This window comes from Pseudomonas sp. Pseusp18 (genome assembly GCF_059506005.1).
On sequence record NZ_CP169240.1, the window covers coordinates 2,177,230 to 2,191,826 of the forward strand.

Sequence of the window (14,597 nt, forward strand, 5' to 3'; positions counted from 1 at the left end):
GACCCTGGTCGAAAGACCGGGGTTTTTTGTGTCTGCGATTTGGCTTTTTCTTCTTTCGCGCCTTTGCGCTCTGATCCTTCTGCATCCAGCCTCGGCGCTACAACGGCCGAGTCACTTTGCGCGCCACTGAAATCTGTTGGGCTTCGACGGCGACTTCGCTACAAGAAGTCGCCGCTCCTGAGTCGGTCGATCAGACCCCGAGCTTGTCCCGCAATCCGTAATACCAGGCGCCCAACGCCGCGAACGGCGTACGCAGCAACTGCCCGCCGGGGAACGGGTAGTGGGGCAGGTCGGCGAAGGCGTCGAAGCGTTCAGCCTGACCACGCAATGCTTCGGCCAGTACCTTGCCCGCCAGGTGCGTATACGTCACGCCGTGGCCACTGCAGCCCTGGGAGTAGTAGATGTTGTCGCCCAGGCGCCCGACCTGGGGAAGACGCGACAGGGTCAGCAGGAAGTTGCCGGTCCAGGCGTAATCGATTTTCACGTCCTTGAGTTGCGGGAAGGCCTTGAGCATCTTCGGTCGAATGATCGCCTCGATGTTCGCCGGGTCCCGCGCGCCATACACCACGCCGCCACCAAATATCAGGCGTTTGTCGGCGCTCAGGCGGTAGTAGTCGAGCAGGTAGTTACAGTCTTCGACGCAGTAGTCCTGAGGCAGCAGGCGCTTGGCCAATTCATCGCCCAAGGGTTCGGTGGTGATCACTTGAGTCCCGCAGGGCATCGACTTGGCCGCCAGCTCCGGCACCAGATTACCGATGTACGCGTTGCCGGCGACGATGATGAACCTGGCCCTTACCTTGCCCTGAGGCGTATGCACCACCGGGTTGGCACCGCGCTCGATGCGCACTGCCGGCGATTGCTCGTAAATAGTGCCGCCCAACGACTCCACGGCTGCTGCTTCGCCCAAGGCAAGATTGAGTGGATGAATATGCCCGCCACTCATATCGAGCATGCCGCCGACATATTGATCGCAAGCCACTACCTCGCGGATGCGACGCTGATCCAACAGCTCAAGCTGCGTGTGACCGAAACGCTCCCACAGGCGCTTCTGAGACTCCAGATGGCCCATCTGCTTGTCGGTAATGGCGGCGAACACACCGCCATCCTTCAGGTCGCACTGGATATTATATTTGGCCACTCGCTCACGAATGATCCGCCCACCTTCGAACGCCATCTGCCCTAGCAACTGAGCTTGCTTGGGGCCGACGCTGCGCTCAATCACATCGATATCACGGCTGTAGCTGTTAACGATCTGGCCACCGTTGCGTCCCGACGCACCGAAGCCGACCTTGGCGGCTTCCAGCACCGTAACCTTGAAACCGTTTTCCAGCAGGAACAGGGCAGAGGACAGGCCGGTGTAACCGGCGCCGATTACACAGACATCAGTCTCTACATCATCCTGCAAGGCCGGGCGCGCTGGCGCCGCATTGGCCGACGCGGCGTAATAGGACTCTGGGTAGGGAGTGTTCGCCATCCTGCAGCCTCTGTTTAATATATTTTACGAGTGCATTGATCCTACCCGAGTTAAAAATCGACCGCCAGCCACCGGAAAATCTTCTTTGCCACAGCGAAATTAAATATTTTGCATATTCATAGGGTTAGGTGAAAAAAAGGTGTTGACACCCCTCCGGAATTCCGTAGAATGCCGCCTCACAGCAGGCACGTAGCTCAGTTGGTTAGAGCACCACCTTGACATGGTGGGGGTCGTTGGTTCGAGTCCAATCGCGCCTACCAAACAAAATCCGCTCTGCTGGGCGGTCTGGAAGGGCCCACCGAAAGGTGGGCCCTTTTTTGTTGTCTGCGATTTACCTGGCTTTTGCAAAATCCTCAAAAACGCCAACTCGGCGCCTTACTTCCAGTAAATACTGTTGCTGAACTAATACCGCCATAGCCGTCTACATTCTTCAGGGGGCATCCCCTTTCGGAGAGAACGGATATGTTTAGATCTCGCTCGTTGATCGCCGCTATGACGTGTCTTGCCTTGGTGTCCGGTTCAGTGACTGCATTGGCCGACCCGGGAAACGGGAAAGGCCAGGGAGGTGGCAAGGGAAATCCACAATACAACCAGGACCATGGCAACTCCGGCCATGGAAACAAAGGGAAAGGTTCAGGGGGGGACGATTGGAGTCACGGCCCGAGCATCAACCACGGTAGCGTCCTTGGCATCGTGGGTGGTTATCGCGACTACTGGAGCCCCGGTCCCGCCTTGCCACCCGGTATTCAGAAAAACCTTGCGCGCGGTAAACCTCTGCCGCCGGGGATCGCCAAAAAGCTCGATGGCCGTCTGCTCGGCCAGCTTCCCCACTACGATGGCTATGAGTGGCAGCAGGCTGGCACTGACTTGATTTTGGTGGCCATCGCTACCGGGATCATCTACGAGGTGCTCAATGGCGCATTCGATTGATGTGAGGGCGATAAATTTCAATCGCGCCCTTGCCGCATAACGACCAGCAACATCGCGGGAAGCAGTGTGCCGGTTCGATCACTGCACATTGCTTGCCCGCTGGTCGCCGGCCTTTGAACTGTGTGGGGGGGAGACGGTCAATTATTCCGTGCAATATCAACCTCCACGGAACCTCACCATGCTATTAAAAAACAAGAGTTTTGTTGCCGTCATGTCCTGCGTGATGATGCTTGCAGCCGCCCCGTTATTGCCCGCTGAACTGTCCATCATGAGCTCCGCCTACGCGAAGGATGGTGGCAATGGAGGTGGTGGCGGCGGTGGTAACGGTGGTGGCAATGGCGGCGGTAACGGCGGTGGTCATGGTGGCAACGGCGGTTCCGGCCATTCCGGCGGCGTCAGTAGCAATGGCCGTGGCGCAGGCTTGAGTAGCGACCATGTCGGCCTTGGTGCAGGCTTGAGTGGCACCCATGTCGGCCGTGGCGCCGGCTTGAGCAGCGACCACGTCGGCCGTGGCGCAGGCTTGAGTGGCGCCCACGTCGGCCGTGGTGCAGGCTTGAGTAGCGCCCATGTCGGCCGTGGCGCAGGCTTGAGCAGCGATCACGCCGGCAAAGCCGTTCGAGATCATGGCGTCAATGGCAACCACTTTGGTAGCGAACGTAACAGTGACCGTGGCCATGGCGCAGTCACTTCGGGCATTGCGCATTCCAGGGACACGCGAGGAATTGCCAAGGCCTCTGCCATTTCGGCCACTACGCCTGGTGATCACAACACGAAAGGGTTGAGCAGCGCTCGCACTTCGATTTCAAAACGACTGGATTAAGTCCAGAACTCTCAAAAACCGGGTATCCATCAGGAACCCGGTTTTTTTTCGCCTGCAATTTGCCCGATGGCGAGGTGCGGGAGATCAGCCCAGCTACATGCGTGAGCAAATCCCACGCGATGGACTACTACTGTAAGGCTGATTCAACTTTGTCCTGATGGGAGTATGTCGATGCTGGCTCACTGGTTTCTGGCGGCGGTTCACCTCTTGGCCTTTGGTCTGGGTTTTTGGGCTGTACTGACCCGCGGTACGGCGTTACGTCGTCTGAGTGCCGGGGCAGGGGACGCTCGCCGTGTTTTGATTGCAGATAATCTGTGGGGGATCTCTGCAGTCACTCTGCTGATCACGGGTGGGCTACGAGCCTTTGGCGGGTACGAAAAAGGCACTGACTACTATCTTCACCAACCCCTGTTTCATCTCAAGATGACGCTCTTGGTGTTCATCCTGTTGCTTGAGATTGCACCGATGGTGACGCTGATCAAATGGCGGATTGCGCTGGGGCGCGGCGCGGCTATCGATACCGGGCGCGCAACGCTGTTTGCCCGTATCAGTCATATCGAGGCGCTGTTGCTGGTGCTGATGGTCGTGGCGGCTACGGGCATGGCGCGTGGTGTGACGTTTGGCTAACCGGGCAGGGGAGGAGCGCTCTTTCTCGCTGCAAATCCGAAACGTCTGACAGTCATGGCAGGAGCCAGGGCAGTAGTATCGGCTCCGTGTTGCGATGGCATCGCAAAGAGAGACGGAGCGCAGAACGATGCGGCACTTGAATCTTAGCCAGCCGTTACTCGAGGCAGAATGGGCTGGCTACTGACTGCAGCAGGATTCAGGGTGTTTGCGGCTTGTCCGGGGCGGTCAGGCCAGCCTGGATGCGTTGATAAATTTCTTCGCGATGCACCGCAACGTCTTTCGGGGCGTTGATGCCAATCCTGACTTGCTGGCCGCTAACGCCCAGAATGGTGATCGTAATGTCATCACCGATGTTTATGCTTTCACCGACTTTGCGGGTGAGTATCAGCATGGTTTTCTCCTTGATTGCTTTGTAGGGCACCTGGTTCGGACAGTGCAGAGGTCGGTATTAGATATAGATTAGTGCGAAGTTTCACGGTTTGGGTGCCTCTTTCTGACGCGCAGATGCTGCATTAATTCCCAAGGTGTAACTATACAGAGGCCGCCACCATCATTCTCGTTGTTTTGAGCCCATTTTGCGGCACTCGGGATGGATCCATGGATGTTAAAATCGCCGCTTTAAGCATTCGGAGGAAAGCGTTGTGCGCAAAATGGTCTTGGTAATCGCGGTACTGACGCTGGCCGGATGCGGTGAGGATAAAGGGGTTGACGCTCAAAAGCCGCAACCGGCAGTCGCCTCCGTCCCCGCGGCGGTAACGGGCCCGCAGTGGGACGTCGAAGTGCGTGGCGAGACACCCCAGGCGGTCAGTGACCTGAGTGGTTGGTTGATTGAGCACAGCTTCGTTCCCAACGTCGTGAAGGAAAATGGAAAGGTTCGTATTCTGGTCGGGCCGTTCGGTTCGCAAGCCGAGGCGCAGGCCAGGCAAGCTGAAATAACGGCGGCGCTGACCCGGGCGAAAAAGATGAACATCGAATCGCTGATCGTCGAACACCCGACGGCTCAGTAACCGTCCTTTTCGCAACGCGCAGATCCGCATGCCGGGCGATGTGCCAGGGAAGCGATCTGCGAGGTCGCTCCCCTGGTGATGTGTCGGCATAAACGTTACATCAAGGTATTTTGCGGCAACCCCAGCAGGCCGGTCAGGGTGTTAATGATCGCTTGTTGCCGGGCACGGTCTGTCTGGTGCACGGCTTCCGCGGCGGCAACATCGGCGTCGCAGTGGGGACACGTCACTTCGTGTGCATGGATGTACTGCAAGCATCCACGACACAGCGCCAGTTGTGGTGGAATACGTCCTTCGTCCGGCGATTTCTGGCCCTGGTTCGCCCAGGCCAGTTTGATCACCTGGCCGCTGTCGCTGACGCTGTTCACCTTCTCGCCGGTATCGATGCGCTCGGTAATCAGATCAAAACGTCCGACGGCGAAGGAGGTTTTTGCCGCGTCCTCGAGTTTGACGATGCGCTCGCGCAACCCGCGCTTTTGCAGGTCCAGCGCGCGGTAATGGCAGTAGGGATTGTTGCCGGGTTTGCCGAGCAGGGAATGCGAGGTCCAGGTGCAGCCGCCACGGCAGACGTCGTTGTAATAGCAGCTTCGGCAGTAGCCCCACAGGTCGTCGACCCCCCGCAGGCGACCAAAGTGCATGCCTTCGCTGTAGTGCCAGATATCGTGCAAGCTCATGTTGCGTACGTTGCCGCCCGAAAACCCCACCGTTGCCAATGACGGGCAACCCTTTACCGTGCCGTCGGCTTCCAGCGCCAGCACGGTCTGGCCGGCGGCGCAGCCACTCCAGTGCACGCGCTCGTCGCCGAAACCACGCCACATGTGCTCGTAAGGGCCGTAGTAACCAATATTGTTGCCCACGTTCATCAGCAGGCCGCGATCGACCCCTTCACGGTAGAGGCGCGCCAGCAGCGGCATCACTTCCAGCAGTTGATAGGGCTGCAACAGCAGCTCCGGGTGATCGACGGCATTGCCCATGGCGACTGTCAGCTGGATCTGCCAGTGAGTGGCGCCGAGGTCGATGATCAGGTCCATCAGCTCGGGCAGGTCGGGCAACGTGGCCGCGCCGATTTGTGTGTTGACGCTCACCGCAAGCCCGGACTGTTTGGCGCGTCGCAGGGTGTCCACCGCCTTGTCGAACGAGCCCGGAACATTGCGCACTGCGTCATGCAGTGGGGCCAGTCCATCCAGTGACACACCGACGCCATTGAGCCCGGCATCCACCGCTGCCTGCATTTTCGCGGGCGTCAGGTTGCGGCCACCGGTTTGTATGGCGCAATACATACCGTGATCGTGGATGGCCTGGATCAGTTGGGTCCAGTCTTTGCGCAAATACGCTTCGCCGCCGATCAGGGTGATCTCGCGGGTGCCGAGTGCTGCCAGGGAATCGATGACGTCCAGGCACTCCCGGGTGTTCAGTTCATCGGGGCGTCGATGGCCGGCGCGTGAGCCGCAATGCAGGCATTTGAGATCGCAAGCCAGAGTGATTTCCCAGACCACATGCACCGGCACGTAGCGTTTGAGGTCGGTTTCACTGAGGTAGCGGGCAGGGCGACTGTCTGACATGGGAAATCCTTGCGCACCAACGCGTGCGCGGCACGAATCCATCGAAGTGTTCGCGCCTTCCTTGAGTCAATGGCGCGACCGGATTTACCTTTTGTTGTTGGTCAATAGCGCGGACCATGTGGGAGCGAGCAAGCCCGCTTCCACATGGGTTTGCGCTTACCTGCCTGGGGTTAGCGGGCCTCCAGGCGGGCGATTTCAGCGTTCAGCTGCTCCAGCGCGCTGCGCAGGGCTCCACTGTTGGCCAATTGCTGTTCACCCTGGCTCACCACGGACTTCAGTTGCGCCAGGTCACCGCTGGTTTGCGCTTGCTGTACCGCGACGGCATAGAGCGGCACCGCATGGTGCGGATGCTCTGGGCGCTCAATCAAGGGGGCCTGGCTGACGGCGGCGTGTCTTACGGTAGTCCAGTGATCCTGATCGAAGTACTTGTAGTCGGCAAAACCGCTGGCCCAATCACCACCTAAAATGCCCCGTAGGTCGAAGGTCTGGGCGATCTGGCTGTAAGGGCCACTAGGGCTGCCATCCAAGGAGAGGAGGATATGGCTTTCCGCCTCGGGAATCAGTTTTGCCTCGGAGTAACTACCCCAGACACGGGCACGGAAGTTGAGTGGAGGGTAGGTACTTTGATAAATGCTGGCCATTCCGCTGACTTTCTTGTTGACGGTATCTACCAGCAGATCCAGGGTTAAAACCGGTGCGCCCAATAGGTGACTACTGACATTCAGGCGGGTATGAAAAAGTCCGATTGACATGGTGCTACTCCCTTATTTGTATTCTGGACAACTCGGGCATGTTTCGTGGGTAGGTCAGCGGCGCTCCTGCCGGCTGATTTCACCCTTGGCCGTTTCGAGCGCACTTTGCAGCTGGGGTTGCTGATCCAGTTGTTGTTGAGCCAAGCGCGCCAGGTTTTTCATCTGGGCCAGGTCACCGCTGGCAATGGCACTTTGAATCGGCGCGGCGTACAGCGGCATGATCGGTGGATACGGCAGAATGACCGGGCCGGGCTCCAAAGGCACTGATTTATAAGCGTTGGAGGGCACCGACTCGACGAGATGGGCGGGAGCATTGACCTGGACCCACCGCTGACCATTGAAGTACTCGTAATTGGCGACACCTTCTTTCCAGTCGCTACCGACTACCAGATGCAACTTGAAATTCACGATTGAGTTCGAGCCCGGGCCGCCATTATTGCCTTGAGCGGTAATCAAGATCTTGCTGACGCCAGGTTTCATAACCGTCAGGTAGGTGTATTCGCCCCAGACATCGGAGTGCACATCCAGCGGCGGGTTGGTGGCCTGAGTGATGGCGGCAGTGCCGTTTACTGTTTGGTCAGGGGTAAAGACCAGAAGATTAAGTGCCAGACTTTGTGCGCCCGCGGCCGAAGTACCAATTCGGTAGCAGAGTGGGAACAAGCCGACAGGTTGTTGATTGGAACCAGACATAATTATTGCCTCCATTGCAATAAGGGGCGTGGAAATAGCTATTAGTGCTTTTCCAGGCGTGCGATTTCCTTAACCAACTGCTCGTAAGCAGTTTTTAGCTCTTTATTTTCTGGTGTGGATGCATCGCGTTGTTTCAACAGCGTCTTCATTTGCGGCAGGTCGCCTGCCTTGATCGCGCCTTGGATGGCCACCCCATAGGGGGGCATGCTATGGCGAGTTGAAGTGCTCATAACGATTCCTTCCGTGGTGTTTGCGGGCACTGCTGTCATCAGCAGTTTTTGCAGTTAAGCAGGCGCCGATAAATATGCAATGGGCTGTGCAAGAGTAATTTTTAATATCGTTTTATTTATCGCGGCGGGTGAGCAGTCGAGATATTTGATATTAAGATTGGCGATAAGTTAGTGCGATTCCTCATGAGTCCTTATTGTTTTTATCGCCATTGATAAAGAGTGTTGGGGCGGTCTGTAACGCCCTGGACTGAGATCATTCAAACAGCGCTGACCTTGTGCCCGAACCGTTCCCGATACACCGAAGGCGGCACGCCGACCACGCTGCGAAATGCCGCCCGGAAACTCTCCACCGAGCGATAACCGCAGCGCTGGGCAATCTGGTCGGTGTTTTGATTCGTACTCTCCAGCAGCTCGCGGGCCCGGGCCAGGCGTTCATGCTGCAGCCACGCTTTGGGGGGCATACCGCTGGCTTCGGTGAACCGCCGCAGGAACGTGCGCTCACTCATGGCCGCCTCGCTGGCGAGGTCGCGAACCTCCAGCGGTTCATGCAGACGTTCCCGCGCCCACTGCATGACCCGCGACAGATCGCTGCGCGGCGTCGGGCTGACCGGTGACGGAATGAATTGCGCTTGGCCGCCGGTGCGTTGCGGCGACATTACCAACCGCCGCGCCACCGAGTTGGCCACCTGCGTGCCGAAATCCCGCGCGACCAGATGCAGGCAGGCATCGATGCCGGCGGCGCTGCCGGCCGAGGTAATCAACTGACCCGAATCGACATAGAGCACGTCCGGATCCACCAGAATGTTCGGGAAACGCTCGGCCAGTTCAGTGGTGTAGCGCCAATGGGTGGTGGCGCCGTGACCGTCCAGCAAACCGGTGGCCGCCAGTACGAATACCCCGGAACAGATCGACAGCAGCCGCGCGCCTCGGGCATGAGCCTGACGCAGGGCTGCGAGCAAGGGCTCCGGCACCGGCGCGCTGCGGTCGCGCCAGCCGGGGATGATGATGGTTCGGGCGCGCTCAAGCAGTTCCATCCCGCCGTCGGCCAGCACCTGAATGCCGCCCATGGCGCGCATCGGCCCTTGGTCGACGGCGACGATGCGGTGCTCGTACCAAGGGAAATCGAACTCTGGCCGCGCCAGGCCGAAGATCTCCACGGCAATGCCGAATTCGAAGGTACAGAGGCCGTCGTAGGCCAGAATCGCGACTAAACCTGGGGTGGGCTGCATTTGGCGGAAAATTCCCGGTGAGTGTCTTGTGCGCCACTGTAGCGGCAAGGCCGGAGCAGATAAAGTTTTCTCACACCCACTGAGACTTTGGAGTACAGCCCATGCCTAGCCTGGTTCGCGAGATTCCCGCAGCCCCGTCCGCCATCGCCCTGATGCACTTCAGCAATCGTCTGACCTTCGAAACCGATTGTTCCGACGTCTACAGCAGCCAAGAGGCCGGCGAGGTGGATTTTGTTCTGGTGGACGTGCGCGGACCGTTGGCGTTCGAACGCGGACATGTGCCAGGCGCGATCAACATCCCGAGTCGATTGATCACAGCGGATAGCCTGGCGGACTATCCGAAGTCCACGCTGTTTGTGGTCTATTGCGCCGGACCTCACTGCAACGGCGCCAACAAGGCCGCGGTGAAGCTGGCGGCACTGGGTTACCCGGTCAAGGAGATGATCGGCGGGGTGACCGGGTGGCTGGATGAAGGGTTTGAGTTGAGTGTTGCGGTGCAACCCGCCGTTGCGTTGACCATTAGCTGTGAATGCTGACTCAGTGTGGCGAGGGAGCTTGCTCCCGTTGGGGCGCGAAGCGGCCCCGAGAACTGCCAACCATGCCCCCTGAATAAACCGTGTTCTCAGTGTTTACGACTGCTTCGCAGCCGAGCGGGACGGTGCGGCGATCCGACAAGCTCCCTCGCCACAGATTCAGCGATTAGCTGATGAAGCGCTCCACCATGCATCCAGCGTCGCCTGCAGCCAGTCAAACACTGCTGCATAAGCGGCGCCGTCCTGTGGTTCCCGGGGCAACGGTGATTCCTCGCCAAAGTGCTCATTGAGGATCGCCACCGATTCAGCATTCCATTCCGGGTGGAACTGCAACCCCACCCGCGTCGGGCCAACGCGATACATCTGCTGCTCACAAACCTCGCTGCTGGCCAGCAACTGCGCAGCGGGCGGCAGATCGATCGCGTCTTCGTGCCATTCCAGCACCTTCAGCGTCTGGCCATCGGCAAAGGTCACGGTAGTCCAGCCGGTTTCGGTGTGAGCCATCCGCCGCACATTGCCACCCAGGCTCAGCGCCAGCAACTGCGCCCCCAGGCAAATCGCGAACACCGCCGCGCCCTGATCCAGGCTGCCCGCCAGCCACTGACGTTCTGTTTCCAGCCATGCCGGCCCGGCACCTGATTCATAAGGCCCACCCAATAGAATCAGCGGTGCCGCGCTCACCGGCGGCAACTGACCGAGGTCGGCGCGAAACACGTTCAGGGTGATGCCTCGGGATCGGGCCCATTCGGCAATGGCGCCGGGGCCTTCGGCAGGATGGTGCTGGATCAGATTCAGCGCGGGCATCACGTTTCTCTTGTGGGGGCAGTTGGCGGGTCAATGTGAGGCAAAAAAAGGTTCATCGCCAGTGCGACTCTTCGATCGGATCAGTACCCGAAAATGTGTAGGTTTTGTCTGAAGCAAAGGATTGTCCTACAGTCCTTGCACCACCTCGGAGCACACTTCAAGTGCGTCGAATCCCTCGGCTTCTTTTTTATAAGTATTTGTCGCCTAAACACAATTTGCCCTCCTGTAGCCGCTCTAGACTGCCGGCCACTTCGGTCTTCACTAGCCGAAAGTTGCCAATCGAAAGCTGCCAATAAAAGCCTCCGCACACAGGAGTTATAAATGAAGAAGCGAGTGATGTTCGGTGCCCTGGCACTGTCGATGTTGTCCCTGACCGCCGTGGCCGAAGACGCCAAACCGATTCGCCTCGGGATCGAAGCCGGTTACCCGCCATTCTCGATGAAAACCCCCGACGGCAAACTCACCGGTTTCGACGTGGACATCGGTGACGCGCTGTGTGAACAGATGAAAGTGAAGTGCACTTGGGTCGAGCAAGAGTTCGATGGCCTGATCCCGGCCCTGAAGGTCAAGAAAATCGACGCGATCCTGTCGTCCATGACCATCACCGACGACCGCAAGAAGAACGTCGATTTCACCATCAAGTACTACCACACCCCGGCGCGCTTCGTGATGAAGGAAGGCACCAACGTCAAGGATCCACTGACCGAGCTCAAGGGCAAGAAAGTGGGTGTACTGCGCGCCAGTACCCACGACCGCTTCGCCACCGAAGTGCTGGTGCCGGCCGGCATCGACCTGGTGCGTTATGGTTCCCAGCAGGAAGCCAACCTGGACATGGTTGCCGGTCGCCTTGACGCGATGCTGGCCGACTCGGTCAACCTGGACGACGGTTTCCTGAAAACCGACGCCGGTAAAGGCTTCGCGTTTGTCGGCCCGACCTACGAAGACGCCAAGTACTTCGGCGGCGGTGCCGGCATTGCCGTGCGCAAGGGCGATAAAGAGCTGGCAGACAAATTCAACACCGCCATCACTGAAATTCGCGCCAACGGCAAGTACAAGCAAGTGCAGGACAAGTACTTCAACTTCGATGTTTACGGCCATTAATACGCCGTAGAAAAAAAGTGGCTACCGTTGATGCGGTGGCCATTTTTTATTGCCCTGCAAAACACATTTCCTACAGAAACCCGGCAATTGTGAGCCCACAAAAGCCCCGCGATCCCGAGCCTACAGGAGTCCCCATGCAACGCATCGATCATTCACTGCCCTGGAGCCATCTGGGGACTGAACGCACGCTCAGCGTGTTTCGTTATGGCGCGGGTACTCGCAAGGTTTACATCCAGGCCAGCCTGCACGCGGACGAACTGCCGGGCATGCGCACCGCCTGGGAACTGAAGAAGCGTCTGGCCGAGCTCGAAACCCAGGGGCAACTTCAGGGCATCATCGAACTGGTGCCGGTGGCCAACCCCATCGGCCTCGATCAGCACCTGCAAGGCAGCCACATGGGTCGCTTCGAATTGGGTAGCGGCAAGAACTTCAACCGCTCGTTCGTTGAACTCAGCGCACCGGTGGCTGAGTTGATCGGCGATCAATTGGGGGGTGACGCCCAGGCCAACATCGTACTGATTCGCCAGACCATGGGGCAGGTGCTCGATGGATTGCCGGCACCGCTTTCGCAATTGGAAGCCATGCACCGCTTGCTGCTGCGCCACGCCTGCGAGGCCGACATCACCCTCGACTTGCATTGCGATTTCGACGCGGCGATTCACCTGTATGCCTTGCCGCAGCATTGGCCGCAATGGCGCTCCCTGGCGGCTCGCTTGAAGGCCGGGGTGGCGTTGTTGTGTGAGGATTCCGGCGGCAGCTCTTTCGATGAGTCGTGCTCTACGCCGTGGTTGCGCCTGGCGCGGGCCTTTCCCGAGGCAGCGATCCCGCCGGCCAACCTGGCGACCACGCTGGAGCTGGGCAGCATGGGCGATACCCGGGTCGATCAGGCCCAGGCCAATTGCGAGGCGATCATGGGGTTCCTCGCCGAACAGGGTTTCATCACCGGCACCTGGCCGGCAGCGCCGAGCGAATGCTGTGAGGGCCTGCCGTTCGAAGGCACCGAGTACCTGTTTGCACCGCATCACGGGGTGGTCAGTTTCCTGCGCAATTCAGGTGAATGGGTGGAGCGGGGCGACGCATTGTTTGAAGTAGTCGATCCGTTGAGCGACCGCACCACGACCGTGTGTGCCGGAACCAGCGGCGTGCTGTTTGCCATCGATCGCGGACGCTACACGCAACCGGGCACCTGGCAGGCGAAAGTCGCCGGACGTGAGCCGATCCGGGTCGGGAAACTGGTCAACGACTGACTAAAGGTCGGACCCGATCCAAATGTAGGAGCTGCCGAAGGCTGCGATCTTTTGATCTTGTTTTTTCAAAGCAAAATCAAAAGATCGCAGCCTTCGGCAGCTCCTACGGGGGCGCGGTACATCAGAGGGAAACGGTGCATCGGAGGGAGGCGATGTATCGGCGGGAAGAGATGTTAGGCTCTGCCCCGAATCCTGCGCGCTGTGAAGGAAGGTTTATGTTGAAGTTTCTCGCTCTGCTCACGCTCCTGGCGTCCACCGCCGTCCACGCTGAAATCCCGCTACACACCGATCTGCCACTCAAGTACCTGGAACAGGCCAACGTCGAATCCCGTAACCAGCCCTTGGTGATTTTCCTGCACGGTTACGGCAGCAACGAGCAGGATCTGTTCGGCATCAAGGATGAATTGCCACCGCAGTACAACTACCTGTCGGTGCGGGCGCCGATGACGTTGGAAGAGGGCAGTTACCAGTGGTTTCGCAAAAAGGGCGAGGGCGCCTACAACGGCGAGACGGACGACCTGAAGACCAGCAGCCAGGTGCTGCTGGATTTCGTCGCACAAGCGGCAAAGAAATATCACACCGAAACGGACAAGGTTTTCCTGGTGGGTTTCAGCCAGGGCGCGATCATGTCCTATGAAGTCGCTTTGCGTCATCCCGAGGCGGTGGGCGGCATTGCGGCGTTGAGCGGGCGCATCCTGCCGGTGCTCAAGTCCGAACTCAAACCGGATGAAAAACGCCAGTCGCTGGCGATTTTCATCGGTCATGGAACCGCCGACAAACGCCTGCCCTACAACGACGGCACCGAGGCCGACAGCCTGTTGCAACGGCTGTCACTCAAGCCCGAGTTTCATGCCTACGAAGGTGTCGGCCACAGCATCAGCGCCACCGAGATGCAGGATTTGAGCGCCTGGTTGCAGCGCCTCAATCCCTGAGCCGGTCGGGTTTATTGGCCGGTGATGATCTGGTTCACCAGCGTTTCGTGGCCGGTTTTGTCGTTGGGGCGGGAGATGACCTGAATGATGGCCATGCGAGTGCCAGAGGCGGCCATCAGCGAGGTGTCGAGGGTCATGCCGCCGCCCTGGGTGGCGGTGCTGTCGATCTGTCGCAGGCCCAGCCCCGTGCCTTTCTGGGTCAGGCTTTTTTCGCTCAGCTTGTTGAAGTCCGGCAAGGCGTTGCGTTGCTCGGTGGCGAAGGCGGACACGGTGGCGTCGAGGAACTCACCGTCGTTGTCCTTGACGTTGGCGCCGCCGGGAATGGTGTTTTCGGCGGCGATCACCACGGTTTTGCTGGTCTGGTTGGTGTACATCGTGCCCGTCGCCCCGGCGGTGCCGGTGGCCGCGTCGCCGGCCGGCAGCGGATTGGCAATGAAGCCCTTGGGCAGGGTGAAGGTGAACTTGCCGCCGAGCATCGAGACCTTCTGGGTCGGCGCTTTGTCGCTGGTAGTGGCCTTGGCCGCCTGCGCATTCAAGGCCCCCAGGCTGGCAGCCGCTGTCAGCAGCAGAACAACGGCTTTTTTACTCAACAATGACATTCAAACTCTCCGTGGGATGGTAGCGCTATGACGGCGATCATCCCACGGATCGCGATTTGCTAC

The 14,597-nt window shown here is 59.0% G+C and carries 17 protein-coding genes and 1 tRNA gene; 9 read left to right on the plus strand and 9 right to left on the minus strand.

Translation table 11 applies throughout. The features are described from left to right. Positions 1–190 precede the first annotated feature (190 nt). Positions 191–1,474, minus strand: coding sequence for an NAD(P)/FAD-dependent oxidoreductase (locus ACEN9A_RS09730; protein ID WP_258673296.1), 1,284 nt, complete (start codon positions 1,472–1,474; stop codon positions 191–193). A gap of 183 nt (positions 1,475–1,657) precedes the next feature. Here ACEN9A_RS09730 and ACEN9A_RS09735 point away from each other — a divergent pair. From ACEN9A_RS09735 to ACEN9A_RS09750, 4 genes are all read left to right on the plus strand, one after another. Beyond that, positions 1,658–1,734: transfer RNA gene (locus ACEN9A_RS09735), tRNA-Val, on the plus strand. 202 nt (positions 1,735–1,936) lie between these two features. Continuing rightward, complete coding sequence (locus ACEN9A_RS09740) at positions 1,937–2,404, plus strand: anti-virulence regulator CigR family protein (RefSeq protein WP_007935023.1); 468 nt, start codon at positions 1,937–1,939, stop codon at positions 2,402–2,404. A 178-nt stretch (positions 2,405–2,582) separates the two neighbouring features. Then, positions 2,583–3,224: a hypothetical protein gene (locus ACEN9A_RS09745; RefSeq protein WP_258673303.1), complete on the plus strand. Its 642-nt coding sequence runs from the start codon at positions 2,583–2,585 to the stop codon at positions 3,222–3,224. A gap of 171 nt (positions 3,225–3,395) precedes the next feature. Next, the gene (locus tag ACEN9A_RS09750) at positions 3,396–3,851 is read left to right on the plus strand and encodes a DUF2214 family protein (protein ID WP_018928082.1); all 456 of its coding nucleotides are present in this window, start codon (positions 3,396–3,398) and stop codon (positions 3,849–3,851) included. A gap of 196 nt (positions 3,852–4,047) precedes the next feature. On the opposite strand, the gene csrA is transcribed toward ACEN9A_RS09750, so the two are convergent. Next, positions 4,048–4,242 carry a carbon storage regulator CsrA gene (csrA, locus tag ACEN9A_RS09755; RefSeq protein ID WP_007938114.1) on the minus strand — a complete coding sequence of 65 codons (195 nt, stop codon included), beginning with the start codon at positions 4,240–4,242 and terminating at the stop codon, positions 4,048–4,050. A gap of 250 nt (positions 4,243–4,492) precedes the next feature. Between csrA and ACEN9A_RS09760 the strand changes: the two genes are divergently transcribed. Beyond that, entirely contained in the window at positions 4,493–4,858 is a 366-nt protein-coding gene (locus ACEN9A_RS09760; protein ID WP_007938113.1) for an SPOR domain-containing protein, read from the plus strand. A gap of 95 nt (positions 4,859–4,953) precedes the next feature. On the opposite strand, the gene ACEN9A_RS09765 is transcribed toward ACEN9A_RS09760, so the two are convergent. From ACEN9A_RS09765 to ftrA, 5 genes are all read right to left on the minus strand, one after another. Continuing rightward, the gene (locus ACEN9A_RS09765; protein ID WP_258673305.1) at positions 4,954–6,417 is read right to left on the minus strand and encodes a GDL motif peptide-associated radical SAM/SPASM maturase; all 1,464 of its coding nucleotides are present in this window, start codon (positions 6,415–6,417) and stop codon (positions 4,954–4,956) included. 170 nt (positions 6,418–6,587) lie between these two features. Next, positions 6,588–7,169 carry a DUF1842 domain-containing protein gene (locus ACEN9A_RS09770; protein ID WP_258673309.1) on the minus strand — a complete coding sequence of 194 codons (582 nt, stop codon included), beginning with the start codon at positions 7,167–7,169 and terminating at the stop codon, positions 6,588–6,590. Between the two features lie 54 nt (positions 7,170–7,223). After that, the gene (locus ACEN9A_RS09775; RefSeq protein ID WP_258673312.1) at positions 7,224–7,859 is read right to left on the minus strand and encodes a DUF1842 domain-containing protein; all 636 of its coding nucleotides are present in this window, start codon (positions 7,857–7,859) and stop codon (positions 7,224–7,226) included. A gap of 41 nt (positions 7,860–7,900) precedes the next feature. Further along, the gene (locus tag ACEN9A_RS09780; RefSeq protein WP_018928077.1) at positions 7,901–8,089 is read right to left on the minus strand and encodes a DUF1843 domain-containing protein; all 189 of its coding nucleotides are present in this window, start codon (positions 8,087–8,089) and stop codon (positions 7,901–7,903) included. 257 nt (positions 8,090–8,346) lie between these two features. Beyond that, on the minus strand, positions 8,347–9,318 hold the full coding sequence (gene ftrA, locus ACEN9A_RS09785) for a transcriptional regulator FtrA (RefSeq protein WP_258673315.1): 972 nt from the start codon (positions 9,316–9,318) through the stop codon (positions 8,347–8,349). A 101-nt stretch (positions 9,319–9,419) separates the two neighbouring features. Between ftrA and ACEN9A_RS09790 the strand changes: the two genes are divergently transcribed. Next, the gene (locus ACEN9A_RS09790) at positions 9,420–9,854 is read left to right on the plus strand and encodes a rhodanese-like domain-containing protein (RefSeq protein ID WP_258673317.1); all 435 of its coding nucleotides are present in this window, start codon (positions 9,420–9,422) and stop codon (positions 9,852–9,854) included. Positions 9,855–10,010: 156 nt separating this feature from the next. Here the strand turns inward: ACEN9A_RS09790 and ACEN9A_RS09795 are convergent, their stop codons facing one another. Further along, complete coding sequence (locus tag ACEN9A_RS09795; protein ID WP_258673318.1) at positions 10,011–10,655, minus strand: type 1 glutamine amidotransferase; 645 nt, start codon at positions 10,653–10,655, stop codon at positions 10,011–10,013. Between the two features lie 321 nt (positions 10,656–10,976). Here ACEN9A_RS09795 and ACEN9A_RS09800 point away from each other — a divergent pair, with 321 nt between their 5' ends. From ACEN9A_RS09800 to ACEN9A_RS09810, 3 genes are all read left to right on the plus strand, one after another. Further along, complete coding sequence (locus tag ACEN9A_RS09800; RefSeq protein ID WP_018928073.1) at positions 10,977–11,756, plus strand: ABC transporter substrate-binding protein; 780 nt, start codon at positions 10,977–10,979, stop codon at positions 11,754–11,756. A 134-nt stretch (positions 11,757–11,890) separates the two neighbouring features. Beyond that, positions 11,891–13,003 carry a succinylglutamate desuccinylase/aspartoacylase family protein gene (locus ACEN9A_RS09805; protein WP_258673320.1) on the plus strand — a complete coding sequence of 371 codons (1,113 nt, stop codon included), beginning with the start codon at positions 11,891–11,893 and terminating at the stop codon, positions 13,001–13,003. A 215-nt stretch (positions 13,004–13,218) separates the two neighbouring features. Continuing rightward, entirely contained in the window at positions 13,219–13,935 is a 717-nt protein-coding gene (locus ACEN9A_RS09810) for an alpha/beta hydrolase (RefSeq protein WP_258673321.1), read from the plus strand. Positions 13,936–13,946: 11 nt separating this feature from the next. On the opposite strand, the gene ACEN9A_RS09815 is transcribed toward ACEN9A_RS09810, so the two are convergent. Beyond that, positions 13,947–14,534: a DcrB/PsbP domain-containing protein gene (locus ACEN9A_RS09815; protein WP_258673323.1), complete on the minus strand. Its 588-nt coding sequence runs from the start codon at positions 14,532–14,534 to the stop codon at positions 13,947–13,949. Positions 14,535–14,597 lie beyond the last annotated feature (63 nt).

Bases quoted from the DNA above. Each gene is read 5' to 3' on its own strand.
- ftrA (WP_258673315.1), bottom strand. From the start codon at position 9,318: ATGCAGCCCACCCCAGGTTTAGTCGCGATTCTGGCCTACGACGGCCTC.
- ACEN9A_RS09750 (WP_018928082.1), top strand. From the start codon at position 3,396: ATGCTGGCTCACTGGTTTCTGGCGGCGGTTCACCTCTTGGCCTTTGGT.
- ACEN9A_RS09795 (WP_258673318.1), bottom strand. From the start codon at position 10,655: ATGCCCGCGCTGAATCTGATCCAGCACCATCCTGCCGAAGGCCCCGGC.
- csrA (WP_007938114.1), bottom strand. From the start codon at position 4,242: ATGCTGATACTCACCCGCAAAGTCGGTGAAAGCATAAACATCGGTGAT.
- ACEN9A_RS09775 (WP_258673312.1), bottom strand. From the start codon at position 7,859: ATGTCTGGTTCCAATCAACAACCTGTCGGCTTGTTCCCACTCTGCTAC.
- ACEN9A_RS09810 (WP_258673321.1), top strand. From the start codon at position 13,219: ATGTTGAAGTTTCTCGCTCTGCTCACGCTCCTGGCGTCCACCGCCGTC.
- ACEN9A_RS09805 (WP_258673320.1), top strand. From the start codon at position 11,891: ATGCAACGCATCGATCATTCACTGCCCTGGAGCCATCTGGGGACTGAA.
- ACEN9A_RS09740 (WP_007935023.1), top strand. From the start codon at position 1,937: ATGTTTAGATCTCGCTCGTTGATCGCCGCTATGACGTGTCTTGCCTTG.
- ACEN9A_RS09745 (WP_258673303.1), top strand. From the start codon at position 2,583: ATGCTATTAAAAAACAAGAGTTTTGTTGCCGTCATGTCCTGCGTGATG.
- ACEN9A_RS09770 (WP_258673309.1), bottom strand. From the start codon at position 7,169: ATGTCAATCGGACTTTTTCATACCCGCCTGAATGTCAGTAGTCACCTA.
- ACEN9A_RS09800 (WP_018928073.1), top strand. From the start codon at position 10,977: ATGAAGAAGCGAGTGATGTTCGGTGCCCTGGCACTGTCGATGTTGTCC.
- ACEN9A_RS09815 (WP_258673323.1), bottom strand. From the start codon at position 14,534: ATGTCATTGTTGAGTAAAAAAGCCGTTGTTCTGCTGCTGACAGCGGCT.
- ACEN9A_RS09730 (WP_258673296.1), bottom strand. From the start codon at position 1,474: ATGGCGAACACTCCCTACCCAGAGTCCTATTACGCCGCGTCGGCCAAT.
- ACEN9A_RS09765 (WP_258673305.1), bottom strand. From the start codon at position 6,417: ATGTCAGACAGTCGCCCTGCCCGCTACCTCAGTGAAACCGACCTCAAA.
- ACEN9A_RS09780 (WP_018928077.1), bottom strand. From the start codon at position 8,089: ATGAGCACTTCAACTCGCCATAGCATGCCCCCCTATGGGGTGGCCATC.
- ACEN9A_RS09790 (WP_258673317.1), top strand. From the start codon at position 9,420: ATGCCTAGCCTGGTTCGCGAGATTCCCGCAGCCCCGTCCGCCATCGCC.